Raw genomic sequence first — 15,071 nt, forward strand, 5'->3', positions numbered from 1 at the left:
TAATTAATTAGTATGAAATTGAGATTTAAATCAGCATTGCTTTTATTAGCTAGTTCCACTATTCTATTTGTTAGTTGTGGTTCTAATTTAACATTTTATGGCAAATTCAATGATGTTGCTCACAAGTCAGAAAATGACTATGCCTTGCGATTAACACCCAAGAGTAAAAATATGTCTTATGAGCAATTTAAAAATAGGTTCTATGAGTTTTATAATGATAAAAAAAATGAAAATAGTAGGGATTATCCAAATGCTTGTGAACAAGGCGCGATTTCAAAATGTTTAGATGAAAATCGCATTAACCATTTGGTTATTTTGCAGTTAATTAACAACAAAACTCTTGAATTCATTAGTAAAAAAGGGTTGCCAATTCCATGAGAAAATGAAAATAATACTTATTTTGATTGAATTTTGAATTGGGATGATACAAAAAAAGTTTTATCAGGCAAATTGCAATTTGGACATTTTCATGGCGCTCAAAAACACGAAGCTGGGAGTCAAGATTTTAGTATTAAATTTGAAAAATAACTATATTTTGTACACTTTTTTGCTATAATTTCATAGTTAAGCTTGAAATTAAAAGGGAAAAATGATAAACAAAAATTTGACAGGACAAGAATTGCGTCTTGCTCTAGAATCTGCTAAAAATCACTTACAAAATAAAATGGAGTGAATTAATTCACTTAATGTTTTTCCAGTTCCTGATGGCGACACTGGTAGCAACATGTTTGCAACCTTTAATTCTGGTTTTGAAGCTATAAAAACATTAGAAAATGTCGATAGTGGTACAATAATAACTTCATTTGCACGTGGTTCCTTGTTTGGAGCGCGAGGTAATTCTGGTGTTATTTTGTCTCAAATTATTCGTGGATTCAAAGATAGTTGACAAAACAAAAACAAACTAACTATTGCAGATGTTGTTAGTGGTTTTGAAAATGCTGTCAGACGTGCTTATGATTCTGTTGTTAAACCTGTTGAAGGAACAATTCTAACTTTTATTCGTAAAATTAGTGATGTCATTAAAAATGCACGAATTAATAAATTATCTTTTTTAGATTTATTTCAATTAATGGTTCAAGAAGGTCGCCGCATTTGTGATGAAACTACAAAAGAATTGAAACAACTTGAAAATGCAGGTGTGACAGATTCAGGTTCAGAAGGAATGCTTATTATTTTAGAAGGAATTTATCACTTTTTAAATGGTAATCCAGTTAACTACACTGATTCACCACAAGAAATTAATTTTCATTTTAGTGAACAAGAAGATCATAGTGATTTTGGATATTGTACTGAAGCTATTGTGAACATAGAATCTTTAACTGATTTTAATCGCAAAAAATTAGAGTCAAAACTAGCCAAAAGAATTGAGTCATTAGTTGTAGTTGAGCAAGATGGTTTATTAAAAATCCATGGTCACTGCTTGAAGCCGGGAAATTTGCTTAATTATTTGCAGCGTTACGGCGAATTTGACAAGATTAAAATTGAAAGTATGGATCAACAAGCAAGCAAACATATTGTTAAAAAAACTATTCCTCCTAAAATGTCAGCACTAATTAGTTGCAATAATGGTCAAGGTTTTGTTGATTTAATGAAGGAACGTAACACTAGTAAGGTTGTGGTTTTCGACCAATCTAACAAACCTTCTTTTTCAGATCTTGTAAATGCTATTGAGCAAATTAGTGCAAAAGCATTTTTTATTTTGCCTAACGACAAAAATTTTATTTTAGTTGCAGAGCAAGTTCAAAATTGATTTAAAAAAGATAAAACTAAAAAAATTATAGTAATTCCAACTACCAATCAACTCCAAGGCCAATTTTTAGCAGAAAATTTCCATCCTGACACAGCTTGAAAAGACAATAAATCATTAATGTTACAAGCAAATGAAAATATAAGAGTGTTTTCAATTTTTCAAGCAGCTAAAGATGCTAAATTAGATGGTTTTGAAATCAAAAAAAATCAATTTGTAGCACTAAAAGAAGGAAAAGTCTCACTTCTTGATGATGAAGCTTTAAATCTCGTTAAATCTGTATTATCTAATCACACAAGTAAAGAAACTATTAGCGTATACATCAATTATGGTATAAATGTGACTAAGGAGCAAATTGTTGAAATTGAACAAATTGCTGCTAATTACGATAATATAGACTTTGTTTTTAATAAAAGTGATCAAGAAATTTATTCACTTTTAATTGGGATTATCAATGAATAAATTTAAAATTGCTTTTGATGTGCAAAATAATGAAAATAGTTTGGAATTTGCTGTCAAAGCTGCTAATAAATTTGCTCAAAATAATCCAAACTACCATTTGATTTTAGTGGGAGATGAAACTAAAATCAAAACTTATTTAAAACAATTAGATAATATTAGTGTTGTTGATGAAACAAATATCGCTACTAAAGATGGTAAATCTATTCGTCATGCTCATAAAGAACAGAATTCTATGAACATTGCAATAGATCTATTAGCTAGCAAGCAAGTTGATGCACTACTTAGCCCAGCTGAATCATCTTTAATTTTGGCAAGTAGTTTTTTTAAGTTACCAAAATTACCAAATGTTGAACGACCTGCCTTTATGCCAATGATACCAACTATTTCTGATTTACCTTTTTTAATGGTGGATGTAGGTGCGAATGTTGTTGTCAAACCCCAATATTTGGCGCAATGAGCACAAATAGCATCGTTATTTTTTCAAAATTTATATAATTTTGCAAACCCAAAAGTTGCTATTGTTAATATTGGTGTAGAAGAAAATAAAGGTCTTGAATTTCATAGTGAAGCCCATAATTTATTATCTCAAAATTCAGATTTAAATTTTGTAGGCTTTATTGAACCCAAACATCTATTAGAAGCTGAAATTCAAGTTTTTGTTTGTGACGGTTATGCCGGAAATTTAATTTTAAAAACACTAGAAGGTGCAATGTTAGCAGTTTTTAAACTTTTAAAGCAAACATTAATTTCTTCAACTAGAGGGAAAATTGCTGGCTTACTCGCAAAACCTAGTTTGTATAAAATTAAAGAAAAATTTGATTATCGTAATGTAGGAGCTGCTTGAATCATTGGTCTTGATGGAATTGCTTTAAAAACACATAGTTCTAGCGATGAACAAGCTTTTTTAGGCGCTTTAAATCAAGTTAAAATAGCTTTAGAAAGTCAAGTTTTGGTTAAAATTAAGGAAAAATTATTATCAGATGCAGCACCGTAAACAGTTTTTAAATTGATTAGCTAGCATAGGAATAAAACCAAAATCAATTGCAGTTTTTATGCAAGCACTTACTCATAAATCTTTTCATCATGAAAATCCTAGCCAAAGTCATTATGAAATGCTTGAGTTTTTAGGTGATGCTATATTGAATTTTAAGGTTAGTGAATTTATTTATAAAAAAATTAGTTTAAGTAAAGAAGGTATAGCTTCAATTGTTAAAGCAAAATCAGTTTCTGCATCAACATTTGCTAAATTATGTGATGAAATCGGACTAAATAAGTTTGTTCGAGTAGGTAAAGGGGCAAAGGAAATCATCGACAATCAGAAATTTAAAGCCGATATTTTTGAATCTTTTTGTGCTGCTATTTATTTGGACTTAGGTAGTGATTTTTTAGATAAATTTTTAGAGAAAAAATTAATGCCAATTGTTATTCAAATTGCTAAATCTAATGCTAAAGATCCTAAAACTGAATTTCAAGAAAAAATTCAGTTTTATTCTTCAACATCTGAAATCGAATATCGTAAATTCCAACTAAAAGACGGAAGTTTTTTAGTTCATTTATATTGAGAAAACAAAAAATATGGAACCGGTAAAGGCAAAAGCATTAAAGAAGCAGAGTTCGCAGCTGCCCAACAAGCTTTAGACCTACTAATAAAAACAGATTAATTATTTGTTTTGATTGCTTTTGGTTTAAAACTAGGTTTAAAAAATGACCAAAAACTGGAACTAAATACACCTTTTTTATTCAAAAAATTATAAAAAAGTATTTGAATTTGTTTAGACATTATTTTATCTAACTGCATATCTGGTGTATAAAGTTTTTTGTTAATATTGTTTTGAAATTCATCTATATCTACAATTTCAATCTTCTTGCTTGGTGTAATTAATTTTAAATCCAAGTCATAATCAATAAATTTGATAGTATTATCTTCATATACAAAATCTGAAGCTAAATTAATATAATAATGAACTTGATGCCCACGAAGTGTTAAAATAGCATTGTAAAATGCTTTTTTGTGAAAAATTCAAATAGAATTTTCACGAACATTTCAAGGTTTTTCATTTTCTTTTTTAACTTTGGCACCTTTAAGTGATATTACTAAATAATTGTCAAAATAATTAATAATCGATGCTTCGTTTCATTGTCGATATAACTTACCTGAAGCTTTATAGGCTTGGATATTTATTTTTTTTTGTAATTTATGCGATTGTTTAGTTGAATTAATATTCATTTTAAACCCTTTAACATTATTTTATTATTTTTTTTATATAATGTATTAAATGTTTTATTTGTTCGATAAAGTTTATACAATTAAAAAACAAATACAAAATAAAAAAATTTTGTCTAATATTTTTGCTTTTTCAATTTTTGATATTGTAATTTCAGGAATTTATTTGGGGCTTTTTTTAATAATAGCATACCTTGTAAAAACAGCTTTACCTGCAAGGTTTAATATTGCTTTTGAACTTCCTTTTTATATATTTTTGGGAATTACCCTAAATTGATTTAAAGGAGCTTTTGTTGCTTTGATTTTTGATATCACTAAAACAGCACTCACTAGTAACATATTTATTTGAACCCCTGAATATGGGTTAGTGCCCCCTGCAATCGCCATTTTAGCCGCTTTGTTATTCAAATTAGCTCATCAGAAAGACATATGATTACTAATTCCAACTGTTATCTTTATTTTAGCAATAATTTTCATTTTTTTCTATTATTTTAGCCTAAATTCTCAGCAAATTAGCAAAGTACCTATAGCTTGGCGTTCAACTTTCGATAAAATCACCATTTTATCCTTAATAGGATCGATAAGTCTTTTTATTTTGATTGCGGCAATTATTCTTTTTATTTTATATTATAAAACTAAAGAATACAAGTGAAAAATAGCTTTTTTATCTCTGATTATTTTGGCCATTTTATTTGTAATATTTCGTTGATTTTGACACCCAATTGCTTTTATTAAATATTATAATCGCTACATTAATCGCAGTGGTAATGATAGATTAATTAATAATTTTTTCTTTTATTATTTAAGTCCTATTATTTTAAAATCAGCATTTTCTCTTCCAATTTATACTTTTTGTTTAGTTTTTACAGTACCAATGATTAATCATTTAAATTATAGGCATAATTATCAATCTAGGTTAGGATATTAGATTATATAAATTTTTAATGAAAAAACAACACTTATTGTGTTGTTTTTTATATATAAATATATTTTTATTAGTTAATTAAATCTAAAAACATTTGGTGTTCAAAAGGTTTGTCTTCTATACTATAAGAGTTATTGATTAAGTCTGCAAATTTGCTAACATCAATTGGGTTAGATGAGTAAAGAGTTAAAATAGTTTGTCCATTTTCAACTGCTTCAGAGTTTTCGAATTTCAATTCTATTCCAGCTTCTGGGTCAATTTTATCTTCTTTTGTAAGACGACCAGCTCCCAAAAACACACTTATCTTACCTAAATTAATTGCTGATGTTCATTTAATAAATCCATCTTTTTCTGCTTTATGTTCATATTTATACTTAGGATTTCATAAATTAAAACTTTCAATAAAAGAAATATCACCACCTTGATCTTTAAGGAGTTTATAAAATTTATTAAGTGCTTGTTTAGATTCAATTACTTCTAAAATCATTTTAAGTGCTTGATCTTTATCTATCCCCTTTGTCATCTTTAAAACTAAGGCTACTAGATCAAAAGCGAACTGAGTTAGTAATTTAGGACCTTTGCCAGATAAAATATCAATACTTTCTAAAACCTCGTTTTTATTTCCTATCATTTTTCCAAGCGGACTAGACATATTTGTGATTTGAGCAAAAGTTTTTTTACCAAAATGATTCCCAATGGCCACTAATTTTTTGGCAAGTACTTTGGCTTGTTCCAAATTTTGCATAAAAGCGCCATTTCCACACTTAACATCTATTAAAATATAGTTAGCTCCAGTTACTAATTTTTTGGACATAACCGATGCGGCAATCAATGGAATAGAATTTACAGTAGCTGTAACATCACGAAGAGCATAAATTTTTTGATCAGCTGGTACAATTTTGTTACTTTGGGCAATAATCGCAATTCCTGTTTCTTCTACCTGTTTTTTAAAGGCATTTTCATCAATTTCACAATTTAAATTTGGTATAGATTCCAATTTATCAACAGTTCCCCCAGTGTGTTGTAGACCTCTACCTGAAATTTTAGTGATAACTATATCAAGAGCAGACAAAATTGGTAAAATGATCATTGAAATTTTATCTCCAACCCCACCAGTCGAATGCTTGTCCAATTTAATTTTGTTAATGTTATCCAAATTAATAGTTAACCCAGAATTAATAAAAGCTTCTGTTAAATAAAAAGTTTCTTGATCACTAAAGTCTTGAATTCTTGTAGCCATTAAAAAAGAAGCCATTTGATAGTCTTTTATTTTTCCAGATACAAAGCCATTTACTACAAAATAAATTTCTTCTTTGCTAAGTTCTTTTTTTGCAACTTTTTTTTCGATTAAATCAATAATGTTCATAAGTTTCCTTTCATTTGTTTCAAAATAATTTTTATATTGTAAGCAAAAAAAATAATTTACAAAAAGTTTTTTTCAAATGTCTATGATATTCTACATATTTTTAATCATATATGTAATTGCATCATTTTTTTTGTGCTAAAATTTATTTTATTTTTTAAAAAAAACGAAAGGATAAACATGGCTTATAAAAAATATGAAGAAATTCCAGAACAATATCGTTTTGACCTTGAAGCAATGTTGGGCGGGAAAACTATTGAAGATCATCTAGATAAACTAAAAAAACTAGGTAATAAACTTATTGAATTGCGTGATGAGCAATTTGATAGTGCTACTAATTTTTTGAACTACAAAAAACATGAAGAAAAATTTATGATTGAGTTCAATTTAGTGCAAAATTACATTTATAATAGATCAAGTACCAACTTGGTTGATGAAAAAAATAAAGCTTTAGAGCAAAAATTTGAATTTCAAATTAGTCAATTTTATGAACAACTTGGACCAGTTCAAAACTTGTTTTATGATAAATTGGCAACAATCAAAAAATGAAAAGATGATCCAAGTGTTGCAGGTTTTTCAAAAGAAATTGAAGACCAAATTGAATCTAAGAAATATAAATTGCATGATAAAGTAGAAGAATACTTAATTAGTGCAAGTTATGGTTCTATAAGCTTAGATCAAAGTTTTGCAATTTTGAGTGACTCTGAAACAAAATTTGAAGATGCAGAAGACTCAAAAGGTCTTAAACACCAAGTTAATGACACTTCATATCGTTTGTTGTTAAAAAGTCAAGATTCAACACTTCGTAAAAATGCGTATTTAAATTATTATGATGGATATTTAAGGCACAAAGAAACTTTTGCTAATTTATGATATCAACATGTTCGTTATAACTCAACTCAAGCAAGAGTTAGAGGTTATAATTCCCTTATTGAAGCTTGTCTATTCCCTGACCGCTTTCCAAAAGAAATGCTTCAAAATTTATTTAAATCCGTACAGGAGAGTGCGCCTTTAATAACTAAATATAAAAATGCACATGCTAAGTTTTTTGAAATTAGTCAAGGTTATGCTCCTAAAGTTTGAGACAAATCCTTACCACTTGTGCAAGTTAAAAATCGTTATACTATAGAAGAGGCTCAAAAACTTGTTCTAGAAGCTATCAAACCACTGGGTAATGAGTATGTTAGTGAGATTAAAAAAGCTTTCGCTAATCGTTGAGTAGACTATCACAATGTTCCAAACAAACGCTCTGGAGCTTATTCAATTGGTAACTCATATGGAATTGAACGTAAATACATCTTAATGAACTTTGATTATACAATTAATGCTGTTGATACTTTAGCTCACGAACTTGGTCACTCAATGCATTCATATTATTCTGACAAACACCAAGATGTTTTTAACTCACAATATCCTATCTTTTTAGCTGAAATAGCTTCTATTTTTAACGAGTTAATGCTAAATGATTATTTACTCTCAACTAGCAAAGACGATAAATTTAAATTCCAAATTTTAACTGAAATGATCAATACTTTCCAAGGAACTGTTCATCGTCAAACTCTTTGAGCTGAGTATGAGCATGATGTTTATAATACTATTGATGCTGGGCAACCAATTGCCTCTTATAAAGGTTTTGAAGAAATTTATGAAAAAGTTAGTGCCCGTTATCGCACAAATACAAAACCAAAAAATGTTCGTGACCAAAAATTATCTAATATTTTTAGTGTAATTGTTCCCCATTATTACTATGGTTATTATGTTTACAAATATGCTATTGGTTACATTGTTGCCAATGTATTTTTCCAAAAATACAAAAAAGAAGGTAAATCTGCACTTGATAACTACATTAAAAACTTTTTATCAAAAGGATGCTCAAAATGACCAGTTGAGATTTTAAAAGATGCGGGAATCGACCTTGGAGATCCAGCGATTTACAAACAAGCTTTTGACAACTTAGACTCATACATCAAACAATACATCGAAGTTGGAAATAAAATTTTCAAAAAGAAATAAGCAATAATTTACTGGCTATTTTACATAAATTTATAAAAAACACAATTTTTCACAAATTGTGTTTTTTATTTGTTTTACTCAGCCTCTATATGAAATCTGCTTATCAGTTACTAGGTAAATAATAAAAAAATTTTTAGTCTATAAACTATTCATTTGTTATATTATTTTATATAAAGTATAAAAATTTTGCTTTTGCACGAAAAATCAGTAAATAAAAAATTTATGGTTTTATAATTTTATGGAAACTAAAGATATAACAAATATTAAAAAAATAAGCTCTATTTCATTGTATTTAGTGATGTTTCCTATTGAAGTGCCTATCGATCTAATAACTAAATATTCTAATGAAAATGATTTGGTAATAGATAATTTTTTTTAGGAAGAGGCACAACTGCTATATGTTCAAGATTTTTAAAAAGAAATTTTATAGGAAATGTTTTAAATCCATATAGTTTTGTACTAACTAAAATTAAAATTTCTAAGATAAATAAAGAGAATTTATTGGAAATGTTGAATGTTATTGAACAAAAATATTGATTATGAAATAAAATAATTAATTGAAATCAGTTTGAATAAATGCTTATATATTATTCCAAAACTAACTTCACCAAATTTTATTTTTAAGAGATAGATTGGGTTTAAATTGAAAGACAAATAATGAATATGAAAATGCTATACTTGCATTTCCATTGGGATTAATGCATGGTCCACAAAGAAAAATGGAGATAGTATCTATTTTTCTTTGTTTATGTCAAATTTCATTTCAATGTTGCCAAATTATGTGAAGCAATATTCTAAAAAAATTCAAAACATTTAAAAAATAAGGAAAAAAATGTCAAATAAGCATTTAAATTTAGATCAACAAATAGAAAAAATTTCAGAAAAATTTTTCATAAATAACAAAGAAGAAGATTTAAAATTATTAAAAGTGAATTTGCGTATTCTCGGATACTCTAATTATATAGTCCCTATTAAAGCTCTGTTTATAAATTATAATAAGAAAAATGTAGCTTATAATTTAACCAAAGAAATTTTTAAATATTTAAAGACAAACCTTCAACCATATTCTTCTCAAGTGAAAAATCAACCACATTCTCCCCAAGTGAACAATGATCAAAATGTAACTAAAAATTTTTCAATAGAATATGGTAAATTATGAAAAGAAATGTCCAAGCAGGATTATTATTTAAATAAGAAAAAAATAAAAATCTTAAATTTAAATAGAGATTTAAAAAGCATTAATGATCTTATAAAAAAAGATATTCAAATTAGTCAACTATTGTTTTCAAAATTATATTTTATTGAAAGATTTTTGAAAACAACATTAGCAAGTATTATTAGCAAAGAGATGTTTATAGAAAATCATACTAATGATACTGATTGATTATTCTTTTTATTCAAATCCATCAAAAATGAACAATGATGAAATAAAAATACAATAATAGATCCAAATAATTCAAAAGTTACATCAATACAAAAATTATCAGAATCATATTTAGGACAAATTTTTGGTAAAGAAAATTTACAAAACATGAAGTCAGGTTCTATTCCAATTGAAGAGATTCAAGAAAATATACAAAATGATCTTAATCTTAAAACCTACAACAATATGAGTCACTATATTTGAATAGACATTAATAATTTGAGTTTTGGAAAAATCAAACCACTATTTTTCTTTATAATTTTAAATTTTTATAAATCCAATAATCTAAGAGAAATATTCAAAGATTTATTAGAAATATCATATTTCAATGATTTTTTTGAATACTTAAAATCTCCTAAAGCAACAAAATTTGAAATTAAGCAAAAAGCTAAAAGTTTGGAAGGATTTCTAAACTTTATAGTTAAGTTAAGAAATTCTATTGCACACAATCACTCTATTTTATTTTTTCTTTTTAAACATAGAGATGAATTGGTAATTGATAAAATTATTTCAGAATATCGAAAAAATAAGCAAAAAATAATGATTTATTTAGATTCATATGGTAATAAACCTGATAATAGCTGGTATATTGAAATAAACAATATTGAATTGCCATGTTTCACTTTTAAAATAACATTAAAAAAATTAAAAGGTAAAAAAATAATAAAAGGTAATAAAATAATAAAAGTTAGTAAAATAATATTAGAGCCAGAACAGAACATTAGCAATTACTTTAAAGAAATTAAAAAAATAAAAAATATACAAGAAATATTTGGTTAAATAAAAAAAAAAAAAAAAAAAAGTGAAAAAAATATTTTTTTTAAAAAAATGTGTTACAATATAAGCAAATTGACAATGCTCGGATGAGTTCTTACTAATAATATAAGAAATTATGTTATTAGTGGGGGTAAATTTGTTTATGGATGGACTATTTATATTTTATAAATTAACCATTGAAAACATTTTTACTTGAAAGAAAATACTCTTACAAATATGTAGGTTATCTTACATATGGTAAGAGTATTTTCTTTTCTTGATTAATTTACAATTTTTAAAAATAACAATTTAAACTTTTTAGCAGAATAAGTTTATGAAATCTTTTTGCAATCAAGAAATAGGATTAGAATAGTTTAGATAAATAGTACTTTAAATGTTTTTGAACTGTAATGAACTAATTATTTGTTAATACAATTATTCTCTTTTGTTAATTTATATCGTTAAGTACAAAGTGAGGAAAATAGAACTAATAGCTAAAGTGGTGACAAATATAGTAAAAACTGCATTAATAAACTATCTTGTAATTTTAATTACATTTTCATTTTTCTTGCTTTGGATTCTGCTTTCAATTTTTCTAAGCGTTTGTTATATCTTTCTTCTTGCTCTTTAGTTTCTGCACAAATGATTCAAATTTTGTTCTAATCAATTAAAATCAAACAAAGGCTTGCCGTCTGAAGTTGTATGCAATGATTTGAATTTTTCAAATCCTAAACCTAATTCATAAAGTTGATAAAATTTATCATGTGCATAATTTAAATCATTACTTTCACAGGTTAAATCCGAATCTTTTAATTTATTATCCTTAAAATCTAATTTTTTATTTGTTTTTTGTATATATGCATTGATTTTACTAAATAAAATTTAAAAGGTAATTAAATTTTGTAACTAAATTTTACTGAAACATTATAAAAGTTAGTATAAAAAAACCACTCTACAAATATAGAGTGGTTTATACAAATGAGTTTTTGATAACTTGTATCACTAAACTAATTTGCCTATCAGACTAAGACAACATATAAGAGAAACTCATCCGAGCGTATATGTTATTATTATAGCACAATAAGTTTGAATTATAGTAAATTTTTAAGAACAATTTGATCTCTTAAGACAGTGTGAGATTAATTGGCTATAATATCATCTAGAGAAGGGATCTTTCTTAATTTATCTAGATAATTTGCTATATCTTCATGTGGTTGAAATTGTGACCCTGAAAAGATTAATTCACACTTGAATCTCCATTTATCTTATAAATAGAATTGCTAACTAAACTTTACTAACCTTTAAATTATTTTATTTTAACAAAATAAACTTAATATAACAAAAAATCCACTTGTAAAATAAGTGGATTTTTTGTTATATTGTTTAGTTTTTGATTATTTTTTAATCTTTTCTAATTTAGCAACAGCATTACGTGCTGCTTCTCAAATAATTTCACTATAAGTTGGGTGTGGGTGAATTGCAGCGGCAATTTCGTAAACAGTGGTCTCAACATCCATAGCTACGATAATTTCACTAATCATATCGGTTGCATTTGCACCAACAATGTGAGCTCCAATGATTTCACCATATTGTTTGTCAACAATTAGTTTAGCAAACCCAGTTGTGTTTCCACCAGCAATTGCTTTTCCAATGTGGGCAAAAGCCATTTTACCAACTACAAAGTCAAAGCCTTTTTCTTTAGCTTGTGCTTCAGTTAAACCAACTGAGGCAATTTCTGGACTAGTGTAAATACATGATGGTACAGTTTTGTCAATGTATTTTTCTGCTTTACCTGCAATATGACTTGCAGTGATTACTGCATGACGATATGCCACGTGAGCTAACATTGCTTGACCAACGATGTCACCAATAGCGTAGACACCTTCAACATTTGTTTGGCAATACTCATTAACAACAACTTCTTGGCGTTGTCCTAGTTTAAGACCGACTTCGGCAAGTCCTTGTGAATTTGGAATACGTCCAACACTTACTAAAGTTTTTTCGGCTTTAATTTTATGTTGTTCTGAACCAACTTGGTAAACAACTTGACCTTTTTCATAAGCAACAACTTGTGAGTTAGTGATGATTTCAACACCTAACTCTTTTAATTTAGCAGTAATTTCTTTAGAAATATCAGCATCTAAGTTAGCAAGTACTCGGTCAAGGTTTTGTAAAATAGTAACTTGTACTCCTGCACTTGCAAAAACTTGCGCAAATTCAACTCCAATAACTCCACCACCGACAATCACAAGTGATTTAGGTTTATCGGCTAAGTTAATAGCTTCTTTTGAAGTAAGCACAGCACCAGATGCATATCCATCTGCAAATCCTGGCAGATCTAATTTACGGTCAGTTGAACCATTTGCTAAGACCATATATTTACCACGGTAAACTTTACCAGCAACTTCAATAGTTTTAGCACTTAAGAATTTAGCTGTTCCTTCAATAGATTTAGCTTTGGCTCCACGAACGATGGCTTTAACACCTTCAACAAGTTTGCCAACAACTTGAGCTTTACGCTCATGCATTTTTTTTCAATTAGGTTTTAGTGAAGATTTACCTTCAAGCCCATATTCTTCAGCGTGTGCTACATAGTGAGCAACTTCACTAGTTTTTAAAAGAGCTTTGGTTGGAATGCAGCCAACATTTAAACAAACTCCACCTCAGTATTCTTTTTCAACAATAAGAACTTTAAGACCTTGAGCACCGATTTCAGAAGCTGCTAGATAACCACCTGGCCCTGACCCAATAACAATAGCATCAAATTCTTCATCAACTTTCCCACTATAACTATCTTGAATTTGATTAGTTGGCGCAGCAACTTCTGCTTTAGGAGCAGGTGCCGCTTCAGCTTTAGGTGTTGATGGAGTAGTTGCTCAATTACTAAAGTCAAGTAAGTCATTACTTACTTTAACTTCACCAACAACACTAGCTCCAGCTTCAGCAGGTGCTTCAGCTTTTGCCTGAGTAGCTGTAGGTGATGGAGCAGATTCAGCTTCAGCTGAGTCGCCACTACCGTCATCGATGTGGTAAATTTCTTGACCAACATGGATAGTATCTCCAGCAGCCATTAAAATTTTAACAATTTTACCTGTTTTAGGGGAAGGGATGTCTGTAGTGATTTTATCAGTTTCAACTGAGAAAAGTGAATCACCTTCTTTAACCATATCACCTTCTTTGTGATAGATTTCTCCAACAACTCCTTCGTGGAGTCCTTCTCCAATATCAGCAAACTTAAACTTATACATTAGAGAACTCCTAAAATTTGAGGTTTTTCAAGTAATTCTTTAACACGTCCTGCAAAACGTCCAATAGTTGCTCCATCGATTCAACGGTGGTCAGCAGCAACTGTTAAGTGCATTGCTTTACCAGCAACAACTTGACCATTTTGAATTAAAGCACGATCAACGATTGCTCCAACTCCAGCAATTGCTAATTCTGGATAGTTGATAACTGGAACTCCATAAAGAGAACCAACTGAACCATAGTTTGTAATAGTAAAGTCAGCACCTTGCATTTCAGCTGGTTTAATTTTACGGTCACGAGCTGCTTTAGCAAGTCTTAAAATTTCACTAGCTAATTCTACAATTGAAAGTTTGTCAGCATTTTTGATAACTGGAACCATAAGTCCAGCTTCAGTGTCAACAGCAAATCCTAAATTGATTCCAGTTGGATAAACGATTTCTTGAGTTGCATCGTCATATTTAGCTGCAATAATTGGATACTCATGAAGTGCAATAGTAATTGCTTTTGCAATAAATGCTAAGAAGGTAATTTTAACTCCACTAGCTTTTGCTACATCTTCAACAATAGTTGAACGAAGTTTTCATAAAGCAGTAACATCAATTTCATTTACTAAGTTAACATAAGCAACAGAGTCTCATGAATTACGCATTGCTTTTGCAATTGCTTTACGAATAGGTGCAACTTTTTCACGAGTTCCAAATAAAACTGGTTTTGGAGTTGCAGCAGCTTGTGCTGCAGCTGGAGCAGCAACTTGAGGTTGCGCAGCAGGTGCTGGTTTTGCTCCTGAATTTAAGAAGTTTTGAACATCAACACTAGTCATTCTAATACCACTAAAAGGAATGCTAGCTAGTTCTAAATTATGTGCTTTAGCCATTGCTTTGGCTTTTGGTGATGCAAAAATTTTAGCCATAT

Annotated in this window: 12 protein-coding genes; 8 read left to right on the plus strand and 4 right to left on the minus strand. The window is 28.5% G+C overall.

From position 1 onward, the window contains the following. Positions 1–12 precede the first annotated feature (12 nt). The 4 genes from ACJHWB_RS01740 (at position 13) to rnc (ending at position 3,870) form a co-directional block, all read left to right on the plus strand. Positions 13–528 (plus strand): hypothetical protein, encoded by a 516-nt coding sequence (locus ACJHWB_RS01740; protein WP_483132788.1) that lies wholly within the window; start codon positions 13–15, stop codon positions 526–528. 61 nt (positions 529–589) lie between these two features. Further along, positions 590–2,209 (plus strand): DAK2 domain-containing protein, encoded by a 1,620-nt coding sequence (locus ACJHWB_RS01745; protein ID WP_483132789.1) that lies wholly within the window; start codon positions 590–592, stop codon positions 2,207–2,209. After that, entirely contained in the window at positions 2,202–3,203 is a 1,002-nt protein-coding gene (gene plsX, locus ACJHWB_RS01750; protein ID WP_483132790.1) for a phosphate acyltransferase PlsX, read from the plus strand. The genes ACJHWB_RS01745 and plsX overlap by 8 nt, the downstream gene beginning before the upstream one ends. Continuing rightward, entirely contained in the window at positions 3,190–3,870 is a 681-nt protein-coding gene (gene rnc, locus ACJHWB_RS01755; RefSeq protein WP_483132791.1) for a ribonuclease III, read from the plus strand. Before plsX ends, rnc begins: the two co-directional genes overlap by 14 nt. Here rnc and ACJHWB_RS01760 read toward each other — a convergent pair. Further along, the gene (locus ACJHWB_RS01760; RefSeq protein WP_483132792.1) at positions 3,867–4,436 is read right to left on the minus strand and encodes a DUF402 domain-containing protein; all 570 of its coding nucleotides are present in this window, start codon (positions 4,434–4,436) and stop codon (positions 3,867–3,869) included. The genes rnc and ACJHWB_RS01760 overlap by 4 nt on opposite strands. Before the next feature lie 49 nt (positions 4,437–4,485). Here ACJHWB_RS01760 and ACJHWB_RS01765 point away from each other — a divergent pair, with 49 nt between their 5' ends. Next, complete coding sequence (locus ACJHWB_RS01765) at positions 4,486–5,361, plus strand: ECF transporter S component (RefSeq protein ID WP_483132793.1); 876 nt, start codon at positions 4,486–4,488, stop codon at positions 5,359–5,361. A gap of 67 nt (positions 5,362–5,428) precedes the next feature. On the opposite strand, the gene ACJHWB_RS01770 is transcribed toward ACJHWB_RS01765, so the two are convergent. Continuing rightward, a complete protein-coding gene (locus tag ACJHWB_RS01770) occupies positions 5,429–6,724 on the minus strand; it encodes a thymidine phosphorylase (RefSeq protein ID WP_483132794.1) in 1,296 nt (431 codons plus the stop codon). Positions 6,725–6,901: 177 nt separating this feature from the next. On the opposite strand from ACJHWB_RS01770, the gene pepF reads away from it, so the two are divergent. The 3 genes from pepF to ACJHWB_RS01785 all read left to right on the plus strand — a co-directional run bounded on the left by pepF (position 6,902) and on the right by ACJHWB_RS01785 (position 10,937). Next, positions 6,902–8,734, plus strand: a complete 1,833-nt coding sequence (pepF, locus tag ACJHWB_RS01775; protein WP_483132795.1) for an oligoendopeptidase F — start codon at positions 6,902–6,904, stop codon at positions 8,732–8,734. A gap of 238 nt (positions 8,735–8,972) precedes the next feature. Beyond that, the gene (locus ACJHWB_RS01780; RefSeq protein WP_483132796.1) at positions 8,973–9,113 is read left to right on the plus strand and encodes a hypothetical protein; all 141 of its coding nucleotides are present in this window, start codon (positions 8,973–8,975) and stop codon (positions 9,111–9,113) included. Positions 9,114–9,566: 453 nt separating this feature from the next. Then, positions 9,567–10,937: a hypothetical protein gene (locus tag ACJHWB_RS01785; protein WP_483132797.1), complete on the plus strand. Its 1,371-nt coding sequence runs from the start codon at positions 9,567–9,569 to the stop codon at positions 10,935–10,937. Positions 10,938–12,307: 1,370 nt separating this feature from the next. Here ACJHWB_RS01785 and lpdA read toward each other — a convergent pair. Together lpdA and ACJHWB_RS01795 are read right to left on the minus strand one after the other, a co-directional pair. Continuing rightward, positions 12,308–14,161, minus strand: a complete 1,854-nt coding sequence (lpdA, locus tag ACJHWB_RS01790) for a dihydrolipoyl dehydrogenase (protein WP_483132798.1) — start codon at positions 14,159–14,161, stop codon at positions 12,308–12,310. After that, positions 14,161–15,069, minus strand: a complete 909-nt coding sequence (locus ACJHWB_RS01795; protein ID WP_483132799.1) for a 2-oxo acid dehydrogenase subunit E2 — start codon at positions 15,067–15,069, stop codon at positions 14,161–14,163. The genes lpdA and ACJHWB_RS01795 overlap by 1 nt, the downstream gene beginning before the upstream one ends. Positions 15,070–15,071: the final 2 nt, after the last annotated feature.

The sequence above is a fragment of the Mesomycoplasma sp. genome, from assembly GCF_056854695.1.